Origin of the sequence: Williamsia sp. 1138 (assembly GCF_002095435.2) — a bacterium.
Lineage (GTDB): Bacteria > Actinomycetota > Actinomycetes > Mycobacteriales > Mycobacteriaceae > Williamsia.
In genome coordinates this window covers 1-23,386 of record NZ_MJEJ02000039.1, presented here as the reverse complement: position 1 = coordinate 23,386, position 23,386 = coordinate 1, and the positions used below count along the sequence as shown (strand labels likewise).

Annotated in this window: 19 protein-coding genes and 1 pseudogene; 13 read left to right on the top strand and 7 right to left on the bottom strand. The window is 64.7% G+C overall.

Going from position 1 to position 23,386, the window contains the following annotated elements; all coding sequences use genetic code 11:
• Window positions 1-902: 902 nt before the first annotated feature.
• Entirely contained in the window at window positions 903-2,579 is a 1,677-nt protein-coding gene (locus tag BH683_RS10515; RefSeq protein ID WP_168187013.1) for an ABC transporter ATP-binding protein, read from the top strand.
• Window positions 2,576-4,450: an ABC transporter ATP-binding protein gene (locus BH683_RS28385; protein WP_143696032.1), complete on the top strand. Its 1,875-nt coding sequence runs from the start codon at window positions 2,576-2,578 to the stop codon at window positions 4,448-4,450. The genes BH683_RS10515 and BH683_RS28385 overlap by 4 nt, the downstream gene beginning before the upstream one ends.
• A gap of 18 nt (window positions 4,451-4,468) precedes the next feature.
• On the opposite strand, the gene BH683_RS10505 is transcribed toward BH683_RS28385, so the two are convergent.
• On the bottom strand, window positions 4,469-5,521 hold the full coding sequence (locus tag BH683_RS10505) for an LLM class F420-dependent oxidoreductase (RefSeq protein ID WP_084836306.1): 1,053 nt from the start codon (window positions 5,519-5,521) through the stop codon (window positions 4,469-4,471).
• Between the two features lie 211 nt (window positions 5,522-5,732).
• On the opposite strand from BH683_RS10505, the gene BH683_RS10500 reads away from it, so the two are divergent.
• The 8 genes and pseudogenes from BH683_RS10500 to BH683_RS28920 all read left to right on the top strand — a co-directional run.
• Window positions 5,733-6,965 carry an inorganic phosphate transporter gene (locus tag BH683_RS10500; RefSeq protein ID WP_084836214.1) on the top strand — a complete coding sequence of 411 codons (1,233 nt, stop codon included), beginning with the start codon at window positions 5,733-5,735 and terminating at the stop codon, window positions 6,963-6,965.
• A gap of 3 nt (window positions 6,966-6,968) precedes the next feature.
• Window positions 6,969-7,250, top strand: a complete 282-nt coding sequence (locus BH683_RS10495; RefSeq protein WP_084836213.1) for a hypothetical protein — start codon at window positions 6,969-6,971, stop codon at window positions 7,248-7,250.
• Window positions 7,251-7,328: 78 nt separating this feature from the next.
• Window positions 7,329-7,685 (top strand): DUF3349 domain-containing protein, encoded by a 357-nt coding sequence (locus BH683_RS10490; RefSeq protein ID WP_084836212.1) that lies wholly within the window; start codon window positions 7,329-7,331, stop codon window positions 7,683-7,685.
• A complete protein-coding gene (gene menE, locus BH683_RS10485; protein WP_084836211.1) occupies window positions 7,682-8,830 on the top strand; it encodes an o-succinylbenzoate--CoA ligase in 1,149 nt (382 codons plus the stop codon). The genes BH683_RS10490 and menE overlap by 4 nt, the downstream gene beginning before the upstream one ends.
• Before the next feature lie 168 nt (window positions 8,831-8,998).
• Window positions 8,999-9,667 carry a response regulator transcription factor gene (locus tag BH683_RS10480; protein ID WP_084836210.1) on the top strand — a complete coding sequence of 223 codons (669 nt, stop codon included), beginning with the start codon at window positions 8,999-9,001 and terminating at the stop codon, window positions 9,665-9,667.
• Window positions 9,634-10,848, top strand: coding sequence for an ATP-binding protein (locus BH683_RS10475; protein WP_084836209.1), 1,215 nt, complete (start codon window positions 9,634-9,636; stop codon window positions 10,846-10,848). Before BH683_RS10480 ends, BH683_RS10475 begins: the two co-directional genes overlap by 34 nt.
• Window positions 10,845-11,987: a hypothetical protein gene (locus BH683_RS10470; protein WP_084836208.1), complete on the top strand. Its 1,143-nt coding sequence runs from the start codon at window positions 10,845-10,847 to the stop codon at window positions 11,985-11,987. The genes BH683_RS10475 and BH683_RS10470 overlap by 4 nt, the downstream gene beginning before the upstream one ends.
• A gap of 94 nt (window positions 11,988-12,081) precedes the next feature.
• A pseudogene (locus BH683_RS28920) lies at window positions 12,082-12,312 on the top strand (LuxR C-terminal-related transcriptional regulator); the annotation flags it as partial.
• Window positions 12,313-12,602: 290 nt separating this feature from the next.
• Here BH683_RS28920 and BH683_RS10460 read toward each other — a convergent pair.
• On the bottom strand, window positions 12,603-13,517 hold the full coding sequence (locus BH683_RS10460; protein ID WP_084836206.1) for a hypothetical protein: 915 nt from the start codon (window positions 13,515-13,517) through the stop codon (window positions 12,603-12,605).
• Between the two features lie 266 nt (window positions 13,518-13,783).
• On the opposite strand from BH683_RS10460, the gene BH683_RS10455 reads away from it, so the two are divergent.
• Together BH683_RS10455 and BH683_RS10450 are read left to right on the top strand one after the other, a co-directional pair.
• Window positions 13,784-14,770 (top strand): ATP-binding cassette domain-containing protein, encoded by a 987-nt coding sequence (locus BH683_RS10455; RefSeq protein ID WP_084836205.1) that lies wholly within the window; start codon window positions 13,784-13,786, stop codon window positions 14,768-14,770.
• Window positions 14,767-15,591 carry an ABC transporter permease gene (locus tag BH683_RS10450; protein WP_084836204.1) on the top strand — a complete coding sequence of 275 codons (825 nt, stop codon included), beginning with the start codon at window positions 14,767-14,769 and terminating at the stop codon, window positions 15,589-15,591. Before BH683_RS10455 ends, BH683_RS10450 begins: the two co-directional genes overlap by 4 nt.
• 51 nt (window positions 15,592-15,642) lie before the next feature.
• Here the strand turns inward: BH683_RS10450 and BH683_RS10445 are convergent, their stop codons facing one another.
• On the bottom strand, window positions 15,643-18,876 hold the full coding sequence (locus BH683_RS10445; protein WP_246833300.1) for a BTAD domain-containing putative transcriptional regulator: 3,234 nt from the start codon (window positions 18,874-18,876) through the stop codon (window positions 15,643-15,645).
• Between the two features lie 106 nt (window positions 18,877-18,982).
• On the opposite strand from BH683_RS10445, the gene BH683_RS10440 reads away from it, so the two are divergent.
• Window positions 18,983-19,852 (top strand): 1,4-dihydroxy-2-naphthoate polyprenyltransferase, encoded by an 870-nt coding sequence (locus BH683_RS10440; protein WP_084836202.1) that lies wholly within the window; start codon window positions 18,983-18,985, stop codon window positions 19,850-19,852.
• Window positions 19,853-19,921: 69 nt separating this feature from the next.
• Here the strand turns inward: BH683_RS10440 and BH683_RS10435 are convergent, their stop codons facing one another.
• From BH683_RS10435 to BH683_RS10420, 4 genes are all read right to left on the bottom strand, one after another.
• Window positions 19,922-20,677: a Clp protease N-terminal domain-containing protein gene (locus tag BH683_RS10435; protein WP_348639219.1), complete on the bottom strand. Its 756-nt coding sequence runs from the start codon at window positions 20,675-20,677 to the stop codon at window positions 19,922-19,924.
• 63 nt (window positions 20,678-20,740) lie between these two features.
• Window positions 20,741-20,956, bottom strand: coding sequence for an RNA polymerase subunit sigma-70 (locus BH683_RS10430; RefSeq protein WP_084836200.1), 216 nt, complete (start codon window positions 20,954-20,956; stop codon window positions 20,741-20,743).
• 122 nt (window positions 20,957-21,078) lie between these two features.
• Window positions 21,079-21,948: a DUF559 domain-containing protein gene (locus BH683_RS10425; protein WP_084836199.1), complete on the bottom strand. Its 870-nt coding sequence runs from the start codon at window positions 21,946-21,948 to the stop codon at window positions 21,079-21,081.
• Between the two features lie 132 nt (window positions 21,949-22,080).
• On the bottom strand, window positions 22,081-23,136 hold the full coding sequence (locus tag BH683_RS10420) for an IS110 family transposase (RefSeq protein WP_084834247.1): 1,056 nt from the start codon (window positions 23,134-23,136) through the stop codon (window positions 22,081-22,083).
• Window positions 23,137-23,386: the final 250 nt, after the last annotated feature.

Genomic DNA, 23,386 nt, shown 5'->3' with positions numbered 1-23,386 from the left:
GATTCGGGTCACGAAGCGAACCATAGCGGGAAACCGCTCACGCAGAAAGTCTTCCAGCCATTTGCGGGGGTATCGATCAGGTGACGTCGCGAATGTCGGCCACCGCGTCCCGATCGCGCCGTAGTTCATTCGCGCTACAAGGCGGTGACCGTTACCCGATACGCCACGGATTTACACGTGAATCCTGGAAAAACTCTTCGATAACCTCCGATTCACTGCAATCCCGCGCTCGACGCCTATAACCCACAGCGAATTTTACATTCGCCCGAGCGAATCACGGACGTATAACCGAGCCCTCAAGTAGGTCCTTACCTGGGAAAACAGGCTTGGACACAGTTGTCCAATTTGGGCAGAACCATGTCTATTCCCCGACGGAAACGCGAGAAAATTGCGAGTAAGGGGTGACAGAGAGCCAAATAAATGCGAGTGTGAGTTTGGCTCGATTGGTCGGGGAAGCGTTTATAGAGTTCGAGCCCCGAAGCAAGCCCGTGCCAGATGTGCAAGAGAAACCTACAAATAAGGAGATCCACACATGGCATCATCTGATCTGTCCTCTGAAATCGGCTTGGGAACCATCGTCGCGTTGCTGACCCAGTTCCTGGGTGGCGGCAGCAGCGAGACCCCCGAGACACCCGAGGTCCCTGCAGGCTAAGTCGTGTGAGCCTCAACTCCGGAGCGCGTACATCGCGCTCCGGAGTTCGGTTTGATGGAGTCAACTAGCCTGATCTCCAGCACGTTCGACCTTGCGGAGGAGAAGCCAACCTGATCCAGCACTCCCGGCATCGCAGAAACCCAATGGCCGCCGCGACGGTCTCCAGGGACGCGAACCGGATATGAATACATCCAAAGACAGATCCCTCAGGACGGTCCTGCTGCCTCATATCCGCAGGTACCGTCTTTCGTTGTCTGTACTGCTCATCTTGCAATTGACGTCCGTCGTCACGATGTTGCTTCTTCCGAATCTGAATGGCCGCATCGTCGACGAGGGGATTGCGAATGCAGATGTCGACGCGATCGTCGCCATCGGCATCACGATGCTCGGCCTCGCCGGCCTCAATCTGCTGGCTTCCGTGTCGGCGACAATTGTCGGATCCCGGATATCTACCGGTATCGGACGCGAAATCCGCAACGACACCTACTCCCGTGTACAGGACTTCTCCGATTCCGACCTGCGGCGATTCGGAGTACCGTCCCTCATCACCCGCTCGACCAATGACACCAGTCAGCTACAAACTGCGGTCTTCATGACCATGACAGTGCTCGCAACGGCTCCCCTGCTGGTGGTCGGCGGGACAGTATTCGCACTGAGTGCGAACATCCAACTCGCCCCGCTCGTCGTGCTCTCGGCATCGTGCCTCACCGCAACCGTCGTACTCATCGTTCGTAAACTCATCCCCAATTACGCGATTCTCCAGACCTCCATCGATCGAGTCGGCCGGGTGCTCCGCGAACAGCTGGCAGGAATCGCGGTCATCAGATCTTTCGGCCGCGAACAGCTGGAGTCCGACCGCTTCGGCGCGGCGAACACCGACCTCACCGCGACCGCCCGTCGCATCGGATCCCTGCAGGCCGTCTTGCTGCCCAGCGTTCTCGTCATCTCCAACTTCGGTGCTGCCGCGGTCATCGGGGTCGGCGCGATTCTGGTTGGCAAGGGGTCGATGGAGGTCGGCGAGATCATCGCGTTCGTCGGTTACCTGACGCAGATCCTTGCTGGGCTGTCGCTCGGAGCCGCAATGGTCGCAGTTCTTCCTCGCGCCCAGGTCAGCGCTCGGCGTATCCGCGAGGTCTTGGAGACCGTGCCGACGGTTCAGGACCCGGCGTCGCCGCACACCCCGGGATCGCGGCGCGGATCCGTCGAACTCCAAGGGGTCGAGTTCCGGTATCCCGGCGCGGCGAAGGCGATCCTCTCCGGCGTCGACCTGGTCTGCGCTCCGGGCACCACCACCGTCATCCTAGGCGGCACCGGTGACGGCAAGAGCTCGCTGCTGAGCCTGATCCCCCGGTTCTCCGACGTCAGCGCGGGCCGGGTGCTCGTCGACGGCATCGACGTCCGTGATCGCCGCCGGGACGACCTTTACGACGGCATGTCCTATGTGGCCCAGGTGCCGGCTCTGCTCTCGGGAACGCTGGAATCCAACCTGAGGCTCGGTCGCCCGGAGGCCTCCGAGGCAGACCTGCGATCCGCCCTCGAGATCGCCTGTGCCGACGACTTCGTGTTCCGCCACGAACAGGGCCTGGACCAAGAGGTCCACCACAGCGGCAAGAACCTTTCCGGTGGCCAGCGCCAACGACTGGCGCTGGCCCAGGCGCTCGTCGCCGATCCGCGGTTGCTTTTACTCGACGACCCGTTCTCTGCGCTCGACCCCGAGACCGAGAGCAACATCTCGCGTCGTCTCCGGGAGGCACTTCCCGACGTGACGGTGGTGATGACTGCCCAGCGGGTCTCGTCCGCCGCCGGCGCCGACACCATCGTCGTGCTGACCGACGGCCGCATCGAGGCCCGGGGAACACATCGCGAACTGTCGACCAGCAGCCCCACCTACCGCGAGATCCTCGAGTCGCAAGCCGCGCTCCGATGACTCTCACATGGTTATTGAGCAGACTCACCGGTGAGCGCCGGAAGCTCTGGGGAGTCGGCGCGCTCGCGTCCGTCAACGTTCTCGTCCTGATCGCCGGGCCACTGGTGTTGGCAGCGATCATCAACCAACTGTTCGCGGGCGCGATCAGCATGACCCTGCCGGACGGTCTCACCAATGCCGAAGCGGTGTCGCAACTTCGAGCCGAGGGGCGGGGCACGTTCGCCGATGTGGTGCAAGGGGCCGGCGCTGTTCCCGGCGCGGGCGTCGACTTCAGATCAGTGTGGCTGCTGTTCACACTGCTCGTCGTCCTGGACGGGCTCGGTCCGCTGGGTACCTGGATCCAGGCCCGGACGATCAACAACATCACCCAACGCGCGATGTATCGACTACGCGCCGACATCGAGGCGCACGTCCACCGCATGCCGGTCGCCTACTTCGGCGCGGCCGGCCGCGGGCAGATGCTGACAAAGGTCACCAGCGACGTCGACAACGTGTCGTCGATCTTCTCCCCGCTGTTCGTCAAGCTCCCCACGGCTGTACTGACGTTGCTCGCTTTGCTGGTCGTCATGCCGGTGATCTCGTGGAAGCTGACGCTGGTCGTCCTGGCAACGCTGCCGGTGATCGTTGTCGCCGGCGTCCTGATCGCGAAACGCGCGAGACCCCACTTCCAGAAACAGTGGGACGCGACGAGTCGACTGACCGGACACATCGACGAGAGCTACCCCCAGATACACACTCTCCGTGTCTACGGTGCACAGACCCGCGCCCGCGAGGAATTCGAGGAGATCACCGCCGACCTCGCCCGATCCTCCCGTACCGCCCAGTCGTTCGCCGGGTCGATCTCCCCCGTCCTGCAGGCGATCACCTCGTTCGGTTATCTCTCGGTCGCCATCGTCGGCGCGCTGCAGGTCCTGACGGGTTCGCTCACAGTTGGCCAGGTCCAGGCGTTCGTCTCCTTCTCGCGGATGTTCAGCCAACCGGTAAACGAGCTGACAGCAATGATCGCATCGCTGCAGTCGGGGCTGGTGTCGCTCGGCCGAATCCGCGCACTGCTCAGCGAGCCCGTCGAGGATGCGCCGGCCGTCGACGAACCGATGTTGATGACGTTCGGCAGGCATTCCTTTCCACCCGAGATCGATTTCGACAAGGTCCGATTCGGCTACCGCCGCTCCTCGACAGGTGAGGAGCAGGTGGTCAACGTCATCAACGAATTGACGCTCCACGTACCGTCAGGCGCGACCGTGGCAGTCGTCGGCCCCACCGGCGCCGGAAAAACGACGCTGACCAATCTGCTTCTGCGTCTCTATGATCCGTCGTCGGGGTCGATCAGGGTCGATGGCGTTCCGATCGAATCGGGCCCCCGCGCAGCAATCCGGAGTCAGACGGCCATCGTCACCCAGGACCGCTGGCTGTTCAGCGGCACCATCGCCGACAACATCGCGTTCGGACATCCAGGCGCCACCCGCGCCGACGTCGAAGCCGCCGCTCGAGATAGCCATGTCCAGCATTTCGTCGACTCTCTGCCCGACGGCTTCGACACTGTCATCGGGCATGACGGTGGGAGCCTGAGCGAGGGCCAGATGCAACTCATCACGATCGCCAGGGCCATGGTCGGCCATCCCCGGATCCTGGTTCTCGACGAGGCGACAAGCGCCGTCGACTCCCGGACGGAGCTGCTGATCGCCCGAGCCCTCGAGACCCTGAAGAAACGCACGACCACGATCGTTGTGGCTCATCGCCTCTCGACCATCCGCGAGGCCGACTCCATCGCCGTCGTCGAAGACGGCGTCGTCACCGAACAGGGCACCCACGACGAACTCCTCGCCCGCGGAGGCAAGTACGCGGTGATGTACAAATCCCAGTTCGAGTAGCTCTCGCTCGCAGAAGACCTAGGCGACGAGCTCTTTCAGCTGGCGGATCTGGTCGACCTGGGCTTCGTGGCCTTGAGCGGCGGAGGCGACGAGGAGGGTGGACAGGCCGACGTCCTTGAACGCGGTGAGGCGTTCGGCGACGTAGCTCTTCGAGCCGATCAGGGACATGCCCGCGGCGAGCTCGTCCGGGATCGCTTCGGCGGCTTCGGCCTTCTGGCCGTCCAGGTAGAGGTCCTGGACCTTCTTGGCAGCTTCTTCGTAGCCGTACCGGACGGCGAGGTCGTTGTAGAAGTTCTTGCCCCGGGCACCCATGCCGCCGATGTACAGCGCGGCGTGGTGCTTGACCAGGTTGAGCGCGTTGCGCTGCTCGTCCTTGTCGTCGGAGATGAGCGTCGTGGCGTGCACGGAGATACCCAGTGTGCCGAGCGACGGATCGCGTTTGGCGTTGCCCTTGTCCAGGGCGTCGCCGAATGCGGTCGCCAGGTGCTCGGGGTGGAAGAGGATGGGCTGCCACTCTTCGAAGAGTTCTGCGGCGAGCTCGACGTTCTTCGGTCCGATGGCGGCCAGCAGCATCGGGATACGCTCGCGCACGGGGTGATTGATGATCTTCAGCGGCTTGCCCAGTCCGGTGCCGCCGTCTTCCTTGGTGAACGGCAGCTTGTAGTACTTGCCCTGGTACTCGGTGCGCTCACGGCGCCACACCATGCGGCAGATCTCCGCGTTCTCGCGGGCGCGGCCGACCGGCGCGTCGTACTTCACACCGTGGAATCCCTCGATCACCTGCGGTCCCGACGCCCCGATACCCAGCACGAAGCGGCCGCCGGAGATGTAGTCGAGTCCTGCGGCGGTCATCGCGAGATTGGTGGGCGTGCGCGAGTACATCGGCAGGATGCCGGTCGCCAGCTCCAGCTTGGAGGTCTTGGCGGCGATGTATCCGAGCTGACTGACGGCGTCGAAGCTGTATGCCTCGGGCACCGTGATGCGGTCGAGCCCAACATTTTCGAAATCGACGAGGTTGTTGATCGTCTCCGCGAAATCGCCCGCGTAGTTGATGGCCATGCCGATTTTCATGTGTCCTCCAGAGGTTCGCGTCACTGCGATCGTGTATGCAAAGTGTTTCATATGGCTGGCGAAGCAGCTTCGCCCGCGTGGCCGATCGGCGGACGCTACATGAACAGTTGATGAACAGCCCCGGCTTGTGAACGAAAAAGCCAGGTCACGCTGGCGATTCGCCCTATGTCCGTTTAGACAGAATCCTCAGGTGGCGCTCAGAATCTTATCTATGAGCGCAGAAATGTTGATTCTCGTGCTGTTGGTCATCACGGCATTGGGATTTGACTTCACAAATGGCTTCCACGACACCGGAAATGCAATGGCGACGTCCATTGCGACCGGAGCCCTCAAGCCCAAGACCGCGGTCACCATCGCGGCACTTCTGAACCTTGTCGGAGCGTTCCTCTCGGTGGAGGTCGCAGCGACCATCACCAAGGACGTGCTGAAGATCCAGCAGACCTCCGGCGACGACGCGGGCAGTCTCATCGGCGGCCTGGACGCGCAGAAGGCGATGATCATCATCTTCGCCGGCCTCGTCGGCGGCATCCTCTGGAACCTCTTCACCTGGCTGTTCGGTCTGCCCTCGAGTTCCTCGCACGCACTCTTCGGTGGTCTCATCGGCGCCGGCATCGCCGCGCTGGGCACTTCCGGTGTCAACTGGGAGGGGCTGACCAAGAAGATCCTCATCCCCGGTCTGATGGCCCCGATCATCGCCTGCATCGTGGCGGCAACCGGTACGTACATCATCTACGCGCTGACCAAGAAGGTCGCCGAGAACAAGAAGGCACAGGGTTTTCGGGTCGGCCAGATCGCCTCTGCCTCGTTGGTCGCGCTCGCCCACGGCACCGGTGACGCCCAGAAGACGATGGGTGTGATCGCCATGGCGATGATCGCCAGCGGGCACCTCAGTGCAGGCAGCGTCGAGCACGGCCTGCCGTTCTGGATCGTCTTCAGCTGCGCCGGAGCGATCGCCCTCGGTACCTACCTCGGCGGATGGCGCATCATCCGCACCCTCGGCAAGGGACTCGTCGAGATCGAATCCCCGCAGGGCATGGCCGCCGAAGCGTCGTCCGCCGCCATCATCCTGACCTCCAGCGCGGCCGGCATGGCCCTGTCGACCACCCAGGTCGCCACCGGCTCGATCCTCGGATCAGGCGTCGGCAAGAAGGGCGCGACCGTCCGCTGGTCGGTCGCCGGCCGCATGGCCACCGCGTGGATCTTCACACTGCCGGCCGCCGCACTGGTGGGTGCGATCTCGTTCTTCATCGCCAACCTCACCGGTGGTGCCGCCGGCGCGATCGTGATCTTCGTGATCCTCGTCGCGGCCTCGGGCTTCATGTACTACCGCGCCCAGCTGCAGAAGGTCGACAGCAACAACGTCAACGCCGATTGGGACGAAACCACCGGAAGCGTCATCCCGGCCGACGTCGCCGCCGCATACAAAGAAAAAGAAGGGGTCTGACCCATGGAGACCGTCGAAGCGATCTTCAAAGTTCTCGTAGTCGGCCTGCTCCTCGGCGCCGGACTTCCCGCCATCTTCGCCATCGGAATCCGGCTGCACTCGGCCGGCTCAGGGGAGTCGACTGCAGACGGCACCGTCACCGCACCGAACCCGGGACTCAAAGGTATTGCGTACCTGCTGTTTGCGATCATCGCGGCGGTGATCGTGATCGGCATCCTGTGGATCACCCGCGGCACCATCGACTACTACTTCGGTGTCGACCTGTTCCCCTTTGTCAAGAGCTGACCGCAGTATCATCGAACGAACTCGATCTGGTCTGGAAGTGGCCGATCGGTGACGCCTCATAGCTGGAAGGGCGCGAAAATGGACCGTCCACAATTCCTGATGAGAGTCGTGAACTGGTTGCGCGAGGGATATCCGAACGGGGTGCCGTCCGGCGACTACGTGCCGCTGGTCGCGCTGCTGCGGAGGCAGTTGTCGGAGGAAGAGGTCAAGTCCGTCTCCCGGCAGCTGATCCACAGTGGCCAGGTGACCGACGACGGCCCCGAACCCATCACCTCCATCGACGCGGGCGTCCTGATCACGAAGGTGACCGACGAACTGCCGTTCGAAGCCGACGTCTCGCGAATCCGTAAGCATCTCGAGGCCAAGGGCTGGCCCTTCGATCCCAACCCCCTCGACCCGCCCCCGGAGAACCCGCCGGCGCAAGCACCGGAGTGAGCAGCAGAACGCTGCAACCACTCCCCCTGTCGGCCGTCGCACCTGATCTGGGGGCACTGCACCAGCTGCTCGACGGCTCGGCGAGCTTTGCGCCGGTGCCTCTGTCGGATCCCGCCGAGACCGCCAGACTGAGCAATGCACTCGGGGTCGGCGAGCCCATCGACCCCGACATCGCGCTGGTGATCGCGACGTCGGGAACCACCGGAACACCCAAGGGCGCACAGCATTCGGCGGCGTCGGTGACCGCGTCGATCGACGCGACCCACGCGCACCTCGGCGGGCCCGGGGGTTGGCTCCTCGCCCTACCGCCGCACCACATCGCCGGACTGCAGGTGTTGCTCCGCAGTCTGCGCGCCGGCGTCGAGCCCACCACCATCGACGTCTCCCACGGATTCGATCCCGCCGACTTGGTCCGCGCACTCGAGTCGATGGCGTCGACCCGGCGCTACACATCGCTGGTACCGACCCAACTGGTCAAAGTGCTCGAACATCCAGGCGCCGTCAGTGCTCTGCGGGAGGTCGACGCCGTCTTGGTGGGCGGGGCGGCGACCCCGCTCCGGCTACGCGAGAGAGCAACTGCTGCAGGCGTCCCCATCGTCGGGACGTATGGGATGAGCGAGACGTGCGGTGGATGCGTGTACGACGGCGTTCCGTTGTCCGGCACGCGGATCAGGGTCGACGGCGGTCGTCCGGGACGGGTGGTGCTCGGTGGCCCGATGGTCGCCTCCGGTTACCGGGGCCGCCCCGATCATCCCGCCTTCGCCGAGCCCGGATGGTTTCGCACCGACGACCTCGGAGAGTTCACGTCGGACGGTGTTCTCGCCATCGTCGGGCGAACCGACGAGGCGATCAGCTCCGGCGGGCTGACGATCGTGCCCCAAGTGGTCGAGGCCGCGATTCTCAGCGACCCCGCGATCGATGACTGCGCGGTGTTCGGGTTGCCCGACGAGCGCCTCGGCGAGAAGGTGGCGGCGGCAGTGGTGGCGGCGCCCGGCGCGAGCCCGACGGCCGAGTCGGTCAGAGCCGCGGTCGCCCGTACCCTCGATCGCACCGCCGTGCCGCGCGACGTGTTTTTCGTCGACGAACTTCCCCGCCGCGGCCCGGGCAAGGTGGACCGAGCAGCGCTGCGCACGTTGCTGAGCTGAATTCGGAGCACACCGAATTCGTCGAACATCGCCGTGAGCTGTAACAACACGCACCGCGTGGGCGATCAAGATTTGCTTACGTAAAGAGGTTCACCGGCGAATCAGCTGCTGCATACGTCAGGATTACGACATGGAATGCCCGATTACCGTCCAGCCACAGGCGGAACGATGACCGACGGCGCTGCGGGAGGTCTACGCAGAATCGGTGTGGTCGAGGACTTCGAATCCCAGCTCAAGGGAATCGAAACGATCATCGACGAAGCCGAGGGGCTGACTCTGGTCGCCGGCGCGGCGACCGTGGACGCCCTGCTCGCGATCACCACGGACATCGATCTGGTCGTACTCGACCTCAGACTGGAAGACGGTTCCTCGCCGAAGGCCAACGCCGAGCAACTGCACGCGCTCGGCATCAAGGTGCTGGTGTTCACCACCGCCGACTACCCCGATCTCGTTCGCTCCGCACTCAGCGCAGGTGTGCAGGGGATCGTCCGTAAGTCCGCGCGCAACACCGAACTGGTCGAGGCCATCCGGCGGGCCGCCGACGGTGACACGGTCGCCACCATGGACTGGGCTGCCGCGATCGATGCCGACCCCGACATCGCAACAGTTGCCCTGAGCCCGCGACAGCGCGAAATCCTCGAGCTGTACGCCTCCGGCGAGCAGGCCGCCCGGGTCGGTCAGATCACCGGCTTGTCCACGGAGACCGTGAACGCCTACCTCGCCCGGATACGCCGTAAATATGCTGACGCGGGCCGCCCTGCCCCGACCAAGACCGAACTCTACAAACGCGCCCTGGAGGATGGATGGCTGCCGATACCGCGGTTGTTCCGGCGCTGAGGGCCGATTCTCCCGACGGCAGCGCAGCCGACAACATCTTTCGTCAGTTCTGCCGCTACCTCGCGGTCGCGTACCTGCTGAGCGCGGTCGGCCTGTCGGGAGCGATAGCGATGTCCACCGATGTGGTCCCGGTCTGGTGGACCGCCGCGTCAGTGCTGTCCATCTACGGCTCGGCAGCGGTCATGTTCGCCACGTCGTTCCAGCGCCCTGACATCGAGAGGATCCGGTGGGCAGCAACCGTCCTCGTCATCGGCTACGGCCTCACGATTGCGACGTGGCCGCTGGTGTGGAACGGCGATCAGCTCGATGCCGGCCACGGGATGTGGTTCACCCAGTTCAACGGATTCGTCGCAGCCACAGCAGCATTGATATTGCGGATGCGCTGGTCATTGCCGTATCTCGCCTACGTGGTCATCTCCGTTCAGTTCGTCAACGAAGCGGTGCGGACACCGGCGTACGACAGCTCCGTGATGACCGAGATCGCCTGGAGCTTCTGCCTTTCGGCGATGCCCTACGCAGTCGTGGTGGCCGCGATGCGATCCGGTCGCATTCTCGATGCCACCCGCAAGCGGTCCGTGCGAGCCGCAGCGGAAGCCGCGGCCTCCGTCGCTCGCGCTGGTGAACGCTCTCGATTCGACGCACTGACCCACGACGGAGTCATGTCGACCCTGCTCGCAGCCGCCCGACTGCCGATGTCCGAGGCGCTGGTCCGCCAAGCGGTCGAGACCGTGGACAAACTCGACGTCCTGGCATCCGGCGCGAACGTCGCGACCGAGTTCGGAATCGAGACCGCTCTCGCCGAGTTCAGAGGCGCCACCGGAGAAATCGATGACGCCGTACGCGTGCACGCATCCATAGCGCCCGACATCAGCGACCAGCGGTACCCGGGTGACGTCGTCCGGACGATGTCGGCCGCCGCCGCCGAAGCCTTGCGAAACAGTGTTCGGCACGCCGGCCCGGACGCCCGCCGCAGGGTGGATGTCGCTGCCGACAACGATGTCCTCCGGGTGTCGGTATCCGACGATGGAGTCGGCTTCAACCCGAAGTCCGTACCCGGAAACCGTCTCGGCCTGGCCGTCAGTATCCGCGGCCGAATGGAGCAACTACCGGGCGGAAAGGCCGAGATCACAGCCTCACCCGGCGCGGGTACCACGGTGTCCCTGAGCTGGAAGCGCCCGTGACGTCTTTCTCCGACCCGGCGGACGTCAGAGACATCCTGGGGCTCCGAACTCTGGCGACCCGGGTGATCATCGGCGCGGTCGTCGTCGCCATGACGTTGGGTGCGGCGTTGAGCGTCGACGGGATCTCCCCGCGGTGGCCGGTGGTGATCGTCGTCCTGATCATGGCAGCTGCCACGATCGCGCTGGTGGCGGTGCCACACGATCCGTTGCCGCTGGCCCCCGCGATTCTGATGGCCATGGCGCCTCCGGTATCCGCTGCCATCCTGCTGTCGGTGGTGCCGGTGCCGCTGACCACGTCGAATCAGGTCTGGATCTCGGGCTACGCCACCTTGATCTACGTGTTCATGTGTTTGCGAGGGCGCATTCTGCCCGCCTGGCTGAGCGTTGCCGCGTCCGCCGGCGTCCACGCCTGGTGGGCGGCGGCGACCGACCAGGGCCTGTGGGCGGGTGCGCAGGTCCCGCTGTACAACGCCGGTGCGTTGCTGCCCGTGACCCTGATCGCGCTTGCCATCCGCAAGACAACGCGCACGATCCTGCTGTTCCGTGCCCAGGCCAGACAGCGTGCAGCTGACGCGTCGATGATCACCGCTGCAGCTCAGGAGCGTAATGCTCGGCTGGCCGAGCTCGATGAGCTGGCGCGACCGCTGCTCATGCGCATCGCGACGGGGGTTCCGCTGACCGCCACCGAACGGCAGGACTGCGAACTGTTGGAGGGGCATCTGCGCGATCAGCTCCGCGCTGCTGCGCTGGTGAGCCCGGAGACCGCTGCCGCGGCGCGGGAGGCACGCGCCCGCGGAGTCGAGGTGACGATGATCGACGACGGCGGACTGGACGGCGCGTACGAGGAAATGCGCACCTGGGTCCGAGTCGTGGTGACGGCCGCCCTGCACGACGCCCGCGATGGACACGTGCGTCTCCGGGTGCTCCCAGCCGGCCGAGATCACGTGGTGACCGTCTACCGAAGCGGCAGCTCAGGGACCGAGAGAATCCGCATCGAGAAGAAGGGTTTGGTCGAAAGACACTCGGACGCCGAACATCCTGGACGCAACACCCCGCATTTGTTTTTGCGCGCTAACCATGACCCCGGTACTGGTGTCACCACAAGAGACGGCTACCAAAGAAGTGACGCTGAAGTGTAATTTTAAGCGTCTGGTCACGACGCGGCCGACAAACGTCGGTCTGTCTAGGAGTTGCCACAAACCAATGAGTTGCGCTTTCAATGCTTCTGAGCCGTTGCCGGCACCAGCTCTGACCGCCCGGGAGATCCAGATCTTGCGCGAATGGGTGATGCGCGATTCGAAGTCGGACGTCGCGACCGCGCTATTCATCTCTTCGGCGACGGTCAGCACTCATGTGAACCGGATCCGCCTGAAGTACGCGGCGATCGGCCGGCCCGCGAACACCAAAGCCGCCCTGCTCGCCCGGGCATTGCAAGACGGCCACATCGATCTGGACGAGCTCTAGCCCTGAGTTATCTGCAACACCGGTGTTGAGGGGTACCGATATTGCGATAGCTGTCGGGGTCGAGGGACCGTTGATGGGTCGTGTGGACGGCTGCGCCCACCCGTTTTTGCGCCGCCCACCGGACATTGTCGGTGGACGGTGCGAATTCGGGTGGGTGAGGGGCTGGCGGGCCGCTGACAGTTCACGACAGCAACCGTGGGAGCACCACGGCCCTCCCCCACCCGTTTTTGCACCCTCCAGTCAAAACAACGGGTGGGCCGCGCAAAATCGGGTGGGTGGGGGCGGGTCGATCACAACATGCCTCCCATCCGTAGGCCGCGCGCGATCAGCGCCCGGAACCGCACCGCGTCCTGCAGGTCTTTCCACGTCCATCGCATGACGTGGATGCCCAGCGCCCGCAGTCGGTCTTCGCGACGTTTCTCGCGGATGACCGCTTCTTCGATCGACTCGCCCGGGCCCAGGTACTTGCGGTACTTGTGCAACCCGTCGAACTCGCCGACGACCCTGCCTTCCCAGTCGAAGTCGCCGTACCCGATCAGGCCCTCGTCGTCGTAGAACGGATGCTGCAATCTGGGTCTTGGTACCTCAGGGAAGCTGCGCATCAGGCCGCGGCTGAGCGACTCTCCGGGATTGGCGGCCAGCCCGTCCGCGAGCAACACCGCGTCGCGCAGAATCGCCCCTCCGACGAACCCTCGGAAGCGCTCCGACATCTCGTCCTGACCTGCCTGAGGCAGTCCGCTCCGTAGGCCGCAATCACACACCGCCAACGCCTCGTAGAAGCTGCCTTCCCTGGCAACGTCTGCCACCGTGTGCGCGATCGTTGTGACCCGGTGGCCCTCGACGACGGTGATTTCTCCCGCCTCGAGCTCGGCCTCGTGAAGATGCAGATCATGCGTGATCCGTCCACCTCGGCGATCGGTCAGATGCACACGCCGGTAGTCCTGGTCCAGCAACGCCAGGTTGTGCACCGCCGCTGCCGAATCGTGACTGATGACCCGGACCCTGGATCTGCCCGCTCGCGCGTGCACCCGTTCCAGGTAGATGTCGTCCTTCGACAAGTCTTCGCTGGGCGGTGCATAAACACCCGCGCAGCGCCGTTCCAGAGCACCGGACTTCAGCCCCGCGCGGACAGTTTGGTCATTGAGTGTGCCGGCGGCAAGGAGCTCGGCCCTCCGCAGAAGACGGCCGGTTTCGTGGAATGTCATGCCCCGAGATTGGGATCGTGGTCCGACAGAACAGAGGCTTGTCGAGGCTCTCTGTGGATGGATCCACGGGCTGTGGATAACTCCACCGGGTCGGGGTTAGTCGCCTTTCTCCACCCGTTTTTGCACCCTCCAGTCAAAGCAACGGGTGGGCCGCGCGAAAACGGGTGGGTGGGGGCCGCACTCCCATGGCCCCGGAACCGGGCCGCTGACAGTTCACGACAGCAACTGTCAGTGGCACGACAGCGACGCCCCGCACTCTGTGTTCCATGAACACACCACTGCACACCGATGCGCCGGCCATCGAGGCTCGCGGATTGGTCAAACACTTTGGTTCCACCAAGGCCGTCGACGGCGTCGACCTGGTGGTACCCACCGGATCGGTGTACGGCGTCCTCGGACCCAACGGCGCGGGGAAAACAACGACCGTGCAAATGCTGGCGACGCTGCTCAAGCCTGATGCCGGCACGGCGAAGATCTTCGGGTACGACGTGACCACCGACTCGGTCGCGGTGCGGTCGATGGTCGGGGTCACCGGCCAATACGCATCCGTGGACGAAGACCTCTCGGCGACCGAGAATCTGATCGTCTTCGCGCGCCTGCTCGGCAAGTCCCGCCGCGACGCCCGCATCAGATCCACCGAACTGCTCGAAGAGTTCGGACTCACCGAGGCCGCCAAGCGACCTCTCAAACAGTTCTCCGGGGGTATGCGCCGGCGACTCGACCTCGCGGCCAGCCTGATCGCGACACCGCCGCTGCTGTTCTTGGACGAGCCGACCACGGGCCTCGACCCCCGGACCCGCTCACAGATGTGGGACACCATCCGGCGCCTGGTCGCCGGTGGCAGCACTGTGCTGCTGACCACCCAGTACCTCGATGAGGCCGACCAACTCGCCGACCGTATCGCGGTCATCGACCACGGCCGTGTCATCGCCGACGGGACCGCCGACGAACTCAAGAACTCCGTCGGCTCATCGACCCTGCAGATCACCCCGGCCGACAAATCGCAAGCACCGGCCGCCGCAGCGGTCATCGAACGGATCCTGTCCGAGCCCGCCGCACTCAGCGCGGAGGCCGGACGGATCACCGCCCCCATGCTCCGCCCCGATCTGCTGCCCGACATCCTGATCGCGTTGCGCGAGCAGGGGATCGAGATCGAGGGCATGAACGTCCAGAAGCCCAGTCTCGACGAGGTCTTCCTCACCATCACCGGCAAACCCGCTGCAGAGACCACTCCCGAGGAGCAAGCCGCATGACCACCGTCATCGACAAACCCATCACCACCGCCCCCACCGACTTCACCCCACCCGTGCGCACCGTCAGCGTGCGTGATGCGGTCACGCAATCGTTCACCATGGGCTACCGCGGACTGCTCAAGATCCGCCACAACCCCGAGCAGCTGTTCGACGTTGTCCTGCAACCGATCATCTTCACCTTGATGTTCACCTACATCTTCGGTGGCGCCATCGCAGGCAACATCCATGACTACCTGCCGATCATCATTCCCGGCATCCTGGTCCAGACGGTCATCGTCACCAGCATCGTGACGGGCACCCAGCTCCGGGAGGACATGGACAAGGGCGTATTCGACCGCTTCCGATCGCTACCGATCGCCCGGATCAGCCCCCTGGCCGGCGCGTTGCTCGCCGACGTCGTCCGGTATCTCATCGCCACGACCATCACATTCGTCGTCGGCATCGCCATGGGCTGGCGACCGGATCCGCTCGGCGTCCTCGGCGCGACGCTGCTCGTGATCGTGTGCAGCTTCGCCGTGTCCTGGATCTTCGCGCTCATGGGCACGCTGATGAAGAAAGCCTCTGCTGTGCAGGGCGTTTCGATGCTCATCCTGTTCCCGCTGACCTTCATGTCGAACGCCTTCGTGCCGCCTGGCACGATGCCCGGCTGGATGCAGGCCTTCGTCAAGGTCAACCCGGTCTCGCATCTGGTGACCGCCGTTCGCGAACTCACCAGCAACGGGCATGTCGGTGTCCACGTGCTCTGGTCGCTGATCGGTGCCGCGGTCATCATCGCGATCTTTGCGCCACTGACCGTGAAGTCGTACATGCGCAACGCCTGAACCCGGACAAGGCACTCCCCGGCCAGATCGTCTGGCCGGGGATTGTCTACTTCAAAACTGTTCGCGCACAGTTCTGTTGGTGATCTCGACCAGGTCTCGGGAGGCCTGCCGCCGGGAGTGGTTCGCGACCTCTGCTTCGATACGTTGCCAGACCGGCGCCGAGAGTCCGGACAGCTCCGCGGCATCGCGGTCGAGGTCGCGCAACGCCGGATAGTCACGGCGGCCCCGGAGACGGCGAGACAGCAGGAGCAACCGTGCGCCATCCTCGGAGCCCGGTTGGCGCAGACACAGTAAAGCCCCCAGACACAACGACATCGAGCCGGCCTGCGGAATGTCGGCTGCCTGTACCTTTCCGAACATGTAGTCGAGGTATTCCAGCAGTCTCTCGACGAGCGGGGCCACGCCGTCGACGTGGTCTGCCCGAACCAATCCTGCGAGCGCCGCACAGAGTGCCAGACAGCCCGACGGGTCCTGCCTCGGGAACGACAGTTCGGCGATCAGATAGTTCGCAGCTCGGGTGAACAGCTCCACCTCGAGGAGGGCGTCACCGTCGGCATGCGCCAGTTCCGCTGCGCAGAGCAATATTCCAGAGGTAATCTCTGGTTGCTCGCGCGGATCAGGATCGCGTGGCCGCCACCCACGAGCGAAATCGTCGAACGTCCGCCTGGCCTCCTCGAGTTGGCCGTCGCCGATGAGCGCTCCGACGACGTATCCCATCGTCTGCCGGCTATCCTGGTCGGCACCGATGCCGGCGAGCGTCTGCACCGCTTCCCGGTAGTGACGAGAAGCGCTGACGTAGTCGGCGGATTGTCCGAGTATGCCGCCGATCTCGATCTCCGCGACCGCCATCGACCACTCGTCACCACGCTCTCGGGCCAGCTCGTACGTTGTCTGTGCGTCCCGCATCGCGCCGTCGAGGTCCCCCAGGTTTTCACGCAGGTTCGAACTCAGTGTCACCGCCACAGCGCGGACGAGTGCGTTGTCGCTACCACGGCCGGCAACGAGCGATCGCATCGCCGAAATCGGACTGCGGCTCAGCGCAATCGACGACACGAAGTCCATGGGCATGTCCAGGTAGCGGTCGCTGCGATACAGCTCCCGCAGTCGCACTCGCGCACGTGCCAGCGCCCGAAGATCGTGGGGATCGAACAACATGTGCGAACCGGCGAAGACGTATGCCATCTGCCAGATCTCACGCTCGGAATCATCCATCCCAGCAGAGTCTTGCGGAGCGTTGTGGAGGGCATTCACCAGGCGTGGACCCCAGGCCGCCACCTCCGCGTGCAATCCCCGCACCGCCCAGAATCCCGCCACCCCGGCGAAGATGGTGACCGCCGCCTGCGCCCAGCCGGTCGGACGACGCGGCAGATCGGGATCGAGCGATCGCCGCAAGACCCAAACGAAATTGTCGCTGTCGGCGGCGAGCGCTGACATCGCGAGCGCCTGCCTGCCGGTGAGGAACGGCGACAGGAGGTTGCGCGCATGGTCGGTGGCCCAACGGGTCATCGCCGCATCGATGACGTCGCTCATCCCTGCGGCGACGAGCTTTTCCTCCCCGAACTCGCGAACGGTCTCGAGCATGCGATAGCGGACAGTTCCCGCTTCGACCACGCTGAGCAGTGACTGGTTGACCAGGGCCTCGAGGTTGTCGTCGAGGTCTGGGCCCGACAGGCCCGTCACGGCGGCCGCGGCCTCACGGGAGAACCCGCCAGGAAAGCGGCACAGCTGTTGCAGAGCCACTCGAGCAGGTTCGTCCAGCAGCGCCCAGCTCCACTCGATCACCGCATGCAACGTGCGGTGCCGCGTCGGCGACGACCGGCCACCTCCCCGTAACAGGGAGAACCGGGCGCTGAGGCCGACGTAGATCTCCTGAACACTCAGGGTGCGCACCCGCGCGGCCGCGAGTTCGATGGCCAGGGGCAGGCCGTCGAGTGACCGGCAGAGCTTCGCGACCAGCGCGGTTTCGGTGACCACTCCAGGGCGAATGGCGTGCGCCCTGGCCTCGAAGAGATCTGTTGCCGCCGAGCCAGTTTCGTCGATAGGCAGCGGAGGCAGCTCGTAGACGGCCTCCGCGGTGAGAGCCAGCGGCGAGCGACTGGTCGTCAGCACCCGAACGGTGTCGACGGCAGCGATCAGGTCGGCCGTGATTGCTGCGGCGGCGTCGATGACGTGCTCGCAGTTGTCCAGGATCACGAGGGTGTCGGTGGTCAGCGCATCAGCCAGACGGGTGCGCAGGTCGGAATAGACCGCCTTCGGTCGACCGCCCGCGGAGACGTCCGACTCACCGACGCCGAGCGTCGCCGCGACCGCCGCCAACACATCGTCGTCCCCCCGCACCGACGCGAGTTCGACGAAATAGACCGCCGCGGCCTCCTCGGCGACCAGATGACCGATTCGGTTGGCTATGCGGGTCTTTCCGGCGCCGCCGGGTCCTTGCACGGTGACCACCCGGGACTTCTTGAGCAGATCACAGATGTTCTGGACATCGAGGTCGCGGCCGAGGAGGGCATTCGGTTCGGACGACAATCCGACGGCTTTGACCGTCGGACGCGATGCGGCGGCGCCCTGGCCCTTCTGTTCGAGAACTTCCTGATGGAGTGCGAGCAGCTCGGGACCGGGGTCGGCACCGAGTTCGGTCGACAGCGTCCGGCGCAGGCGGGCGAACACCGCCAGGGCCTCACCACCGCGTCCCAGCTGCGACAGCGCACGGATCAGCGTGGCGTGTGCCGCCTCGTCCAGGGGGTCGGCGGCACATCGCGTCTGGGCCAGTGCCCGTGCCGTCTCGAAATCACCGTCGGCCAGTGCTTTTCGCGACCGATGGTCGTCCAAGTCGTCTGAGATGCGGGCTGCGGTCTGCCGGACGGTCCTAGCGAGGTCGTCGTCGCCGAGATCGTCGCCGGGCTCTCCGCGCCACAACACCGACGCCGCGCTCAGGGCCTCGCCCGAACCTTCTGCCAGCAGGGATTGTGCCGCGAACACATCGATCGCATCCGCGGGCAGGGTCAATCGGTACCCCAAGGGGCCGGCTTCGATCGCGCCGTCGGGCAGCAGTGGCCGCAGCCGCGAGATCTGAGTGTGTAGCGCCGACTGCGGGGACCGCGGGAGGTCGTCACCCCAGACGCCGTCGATCAGCGCCGACTGCGAGCGTTGGCTGCCGGGAGTGAGAGCGAGGAGGGCGAGCAGACGCCGGGCGCGGATTCCGGGGACGGGTCGCATTTGCCCGTTTCGATCCACAATCGACACCGGTCCGAGTAGTCCGACGATCGGCGCTACTTGAACTGGCACGGTGTCCTCGCTGCTGGTGAGTGGTTTCTGCAGGTCAGGGGATGGTCTCTACACACTATCGGGTGCGGCGATCAGCCACCGGATGCGCGTGCGGAAGGATACTCACATGGCTTCAGCAGCGCAGTGGTTCGAAGGGTCGCGTCCTCGTACCTATCCCAACGCGATCGCACCCGTCATCGCAGGCACCGGCGCCGCCGGCTGGCTCGGTGACATCGTCTGGTGGAAGGCGGTGTTGGCACTGGTGGTGTCGGTGGCGCTGATCATCGGCGTGAACTTCGCCAACGACTACTCGGACGGCATCCGCGGTACCGACGACGACCGCGTCGGGCCGATGCGGCTGGTGGGGTCGAAGGTCGCGACCCCGCGGTCGGTGAAGACCGCGGCGATTGCCGCCTTCGCCGTGGCCGGGATCGCCGGCCTGGCTCTCGCGGTGACGAGTGCCTGGTGGCTGGTCCTGGTCGGGCTCGGATGCATCGCCGCGGCCTGGTTTTACACCGGGGGCCGTAACCCGTACGGGTACAGCGGCTTCGGTGAGATCGCGGTGTTCGTGTTCTTCGGGTTGGTCGCGGTGTGCGGTACGCAGTTCGTCCAGGCCGAGACCATCGACTGGGTCGGACTGTTGTCCGCGGTCGCCGTGGGCTCGTACTCCAGCGCGGTTCTCGTCGCCAACAATCTGCGCGACATCCCCACCGACACAGAGTCGGGCAAGATCACCCTGGCAGTTCGACTGGGCGACAAGCACACCCGGACTCTGCATGCGGTCCTCGTCATCGTTCCGTCGGTCGTGTCATTGGTGTTGATCGCCGCGACGCCGTGGGCGCTGCTCGGGCTCGTGGCGGCTCCGCTGGCGTTCAAGGCCAACGCACCGGTGCGGGGTGGCGCCGGCGGACCGGCACTCATTCCAGCCCTTGCCCTGACGGGTCTCGCGATGCTTCTCTGGTCCATCGGCACCGCGATCGGTCTCCTGCTGGCCTAGCCCGATCTTGGTGGGTTCTGGCGCGCAAACCCGCAGGTCACCCTCACCAAAACCCACCATTTTCGGAGGCTACTGGGCGTCGGCCCGCTGAACGGCTTCGCGGATTGCCTCGGCCGTTGTCACCGATTCGATGAGCGCCTTGGAGGCGGCATCGCCGGTCGTGAGGATTCCGAGAAGGACGTCCTCTGCGATCAGTTCGCGATCGGCATCGCGGGCGATGAGCGCTGCATGAGAGATCGCGGTCTTCGCGTCCTTGGAGAACCGTGGCCGGCGTACGCCGCCCCGCGGTCCACGGCGGCCACGGCCGCCTTCCCAGGGGCCGCCGCGCTCCCACGGAGCACCGTCGTCGCCCTCGGGCCGTTCCCACGGTCCGTCTCCGGACGGACGCTCCCATGGTCCCTCGCCCCGGCGACCACGCGGGCCCCCGTGCCGGTGACCACGTTCGCCGCGACCTTCCGGTCCGCCCCGGCCACCTGGGCCACCTCGTCCGAGTCCTCCCCGACCACCGCGGCGTTTGCCCCAGTTGTCCGTGATGTCATCGCCGAATGCGGTTTTCACCGCCTCCCGAACCTTGTCGAGGTCGATGCCGATGGCCGCGAGCGCGTCCTTGTCTTCGGCAACCTGCTCTTTGTCCGGGTCGACCTCGTGGGAGTCGTGGTACTCACGCACCACCTCACGGGCCTGAGCGAGGGTCAGCCCCTGCTCACCGAGTGTGTTGAACACCGACGTCCTGGCGTTGCAGAGCATGCCAAGGATGAGGTGATCATTGCCGAGAGTGGTGTGCCCGAGGTCGGCTGCCTCCTGATAAGCGAAAACCAGGGTCATCCTGTTTTCGCGAGTGAACTGGTGAAACATGTTGTCCCGCTTCCGTGTATGAGCGGCGGATTGCTACTCGCCGCGTGAGTGTTTTTGGTGCACGGCTTGTCGACTCACCTGGAGGACGTCGGCGATGGCCTGCCAGCTCCAGCCCTGTTGCCGGGCGTTTGCGACCTGCACATCTTCGAGTCGGTCCGCCAGTGTTCGCAGCGCCCTGACCGCGGCCAGCCCTTTCGCCGGATCCCGATCTGCAACTGCTGTGGTGATGTCGTTCTGTTCGTCTTGCACGATTGTCAAGTTACCCTGACAGCGACCTGGTGTCAACATTTATTGACAACGAAGCTCCCCGCCCCCGAAAGTGGGTCCTTTTGGCGAACAAAACCCCAGGTCGAGGCCGCCAAACCAACCCATCATCGGGGTAGCCAGCCGCGAAGTAGCAGTTCTCGGCGGAGTTGAGCGACGAACTCGTCGCGTCCTCGTCGGATGTTGGAGGCGGTCACCGTGACCACGACCCAGCCCTCAGCGCGCAAGCGATTCCAGCGTTCGAGGTCCCGGGCATGCTGATCGGCAGATCGGTGGTGCTCTCCGTCGTATTCGACAGCGACCTTGAGATGCGGCCACGCCGCGTCAAGCCGATACCTACCGCACATCACCTCGTGCTGCAGGACAAATCCATGAAGATCCTCGTCTACGAGGATCAACCTCACCCGTGTCTCCCACGGAGATTCCGACAGCGGATCTGCGAGTTTCAGCGCAGTGATCGCTTTACCGATCCCCCAGTGCCGTTCCCACCTCTTCAGCACGCGCTCGACATCATCGACGAGAGAGGGGTGTGCGCGGATCATCGAGTCGAGGGCGGACACTGCGTCATCTCGTGAATTGAAGCGGCCGAGGTCGATAGCGGTTCGCGGAAGAGTCGTCACGAGTGAGTCGCCGAGCACTGTGTACTCGTCCGCCTCGAGTTGCACCCGCCTCACGGTCAATCCACGGAACCGTCGTCCATCAATGGGGACGATCACCTCGGGAAGCGCATCGGCCGGACGGTACGCGTTACCCCAGAGGTCAGCAGCTGACCACCCGCAGAGGATCCCAGGCAAGTTGACGTCGCTACCCGGGTACGCCAGGGCGGCCGCGTAGCTCGACATCGTGAAGTCGACTGTCTGGTCCTTTCGAACCCATACGCCGCGAAACAGCAGACGGTAGTTCTCGCGCAACTGATATCGCGACATGATCGCCAACAACATCTCTACCCGCAACGGACCCGTCGGAAAATCCCCCATAAGGCGATTCTGGCCGGACCGCCGGAGACGACAGGCCTGCGATCAACGGGTTATCCACAGCCCCGACCCCCAAAGATGTGTGGTTCTGGCGGAGCCGACCTGGGCTTTTGTTCGCCAAAAGTTGCTCCTATGTCAAGCGGCGGCTTGTTCGGTCGGTGCGGGGTGCGTGTGGGCGTCGGTGGTGAGTCGTTGGTAGACGGTGCGGATGAGTCGTCGTCGCAGGCACCGTAGGGCTGAAGTTTTGGTGTCGTTGGCGGCGAGGCGGTTGCGGTAGTAGGTGTAGCCGTCGGAGTCTTCGAGGCGGATTTGGGTCAGGGCGATGCGGTGCAGTGCGGTATTGAGCTGTCGGTTGCCGTGTCGGGGTAGTCGCACGCGGCCGGCGCTGTTGCCGGACCAGACGGGGATGGGTGCTGTGCCGGCGTAGCTGGCGTAGGCGTCGGCGGAGCGGAAGCGGGAGATGCCGGCGGTTTCGCCGACGATTTTGCCGGCGGTCAGTTCGGCACAGCCGGGCAACTCGAGCAAGGTCGGCACCAGTTGGCGTACTCGCTTGCCGATCTCGGTGGCGAGCTTGTTGATCCGGGCTGTCAGCGAGATGATGTCGTCGAGTTCCGCGCGGGCGATGTCGGCGAGGAGGCTGGTGTGGTTCGCGAGATGGGTGGCGAGTATTTTTTGGTGCTTGTTCATGCTCAGCGACCGGGGTTTGGGAGCGTAGGCGGGATTGATCTCATGGACCCGCCACAGCAGTCGGTTGATTGACGCAGTGCGTTGGGCGACAGCGACTTCCCGGTAGTCGACGAGGAGCCGTAACTCGCGGGATTGGGGGTCGGCGCCAGCGGCGGGCAGGTCCGGTTCGCGTAGTACCGCTCGCGCCACGGCCAGGGCGTCGATGGGATCTGACTTGCCGCGGGTGCGAGCGCTGGAGCGGGCTTGGGCCATCAACTTGGTGGGTACGCGCACCGCGGTCTGGCCGGCGCCGAGCAGGTCGCGCTCGAGGCGGGTCGACATCTGCCGGCAGTCCTCGATACCCCACACCAGATCGCCACCGAACTCGGTGAGTGCCCAGTTGATCGCTGTGTGGTGCCCTTCGGTGGTGGCCGCAGAGGTGAGGTGGCCTAGCTTCTTGCCGACGGAATCGACGGCGACGAATGTGTGAGTGGACTTGTGTACATCGACTCCAACAACAACCATGGTGGTTGCCTCCTGATTCAGAAACAGGGACAGGGACGGTTGGGCCGGCCGGTGGGCAATCCTCAGTTGGGGGCGGTGCCACGCTCCTATCAAGCCACATCGGTCGGTCCATCACACCTGGTGTTGGCACAACTTTTGGAGACCAGACCTCACCCTTTGATGGTGATGCCGGTAGGCCCATCAAGAGCCAAACACCAGGTGATCAGGACCCAACCACCGCCAGAGCGGCAACACAAGAGTCACACTGAGG

Excerpts from the sequence above, each read along its gene's own strand:
- BH683_RS28385 (WP_143696032.1), top strand. The coding sequence starts at position 2,576 with ATGACTCTCACATGGTTATTGAGCAGACTCACCGGTGAGCGCCGGAAG.
- BH683_RS10505 (WP_084836306.1), bottom strand. The coding sequence starts at position 5,521 with ATGAAAATCGGCATGGCCATCAACTACGCGGGCGATTTCGCGGAGACG.
- BH683_RS10500 (WP_084836214.1), top strand. The coding sequence starts at position 5,733 with ATGAGCGCAGAAATGTTGATTCTCGTGCTGTTGGTCATCACGGCATTG.
- BH683_RS10495 (WP_084836213.1), top strand. The coding sequence starts at position 6,969 with ATGGAGACCGTCGAAGCGATCTTCAAAGTTCTCGTAGTCGGCCTGCTC.
- BH683_RS10490 (WP_084836212.1), top strand. The coding sequence starts at position 7,329 with ATGGACCGTCCACAATTCCTGATGAGAGTCGTGAACTGGTTGCGCGAG.
- BH683_RS10480 (WP_084836210.1), top strand. The coding sequence starts at position 8,999 with ATGACCGACGGCGCTGCGGGAGGTCTACGCAGAATCGGTGTGGTCGAG.
- BH683_RS10475 (WP_084836209.1), top strand. The coding sequence starts at position 9,634 with ATGGCTGCCGATACCGCGGTTGTTCCGGCGCTGAGGGCCGATTCTCCC.
- BH683_RS10460 (WP_084836206.1), bottom strand. The coding sequence starts at position 13,517 with ATGACATTCCACGAAACCGGCCGTCTTCTGCGGAGGGCCGAGCTCCTT.
- BH683_RS10455 (WP_084836205.1), top strand. The coding sequence starts at position 13,784 with ATGAACACACCACTGCACACCGATGCGCCGGCCATCGAGGCTCGCGGA.
- BH683_RS10450 (WP_084836204.1), top strand. The coding sequence starts at position 14,767 with ATGACCACCGTCATCGACAAACCCATCACCACCGCCCCCACCGACTTC.
- BH683_RS10440 (WP_084836202.1), top strand. The coding sequence starts at position 18,983 with ATGGCTTCAGCAGCGCAGTGGTTCGAAGGGTCGCGTCCTCGTACCTAT.
- BH683_RS10435 (WP_348639219.1), bottom strand. The coding sequence starts at position 20,677 with ATGACCCTGGTTTTCGCTTATCAGGAGGCAGCCGACCTCGGGCACACC.
- BH683_RS10425 (WP_084836199.1), bottom strand. The coding sequence starts at position 21,948 with ATGGGGGATTTTCCGACGGGTCCGTTGCGGGTAGAGATGTTGTTGGCG.
- BH683_RS10420 (WP_084834247.1), bottom strand. The coding sequence starts at position 23,136 with ATGGTTGTTGTTGGAGTCGATGTACACAAGTCCACTCACACATTCGTC.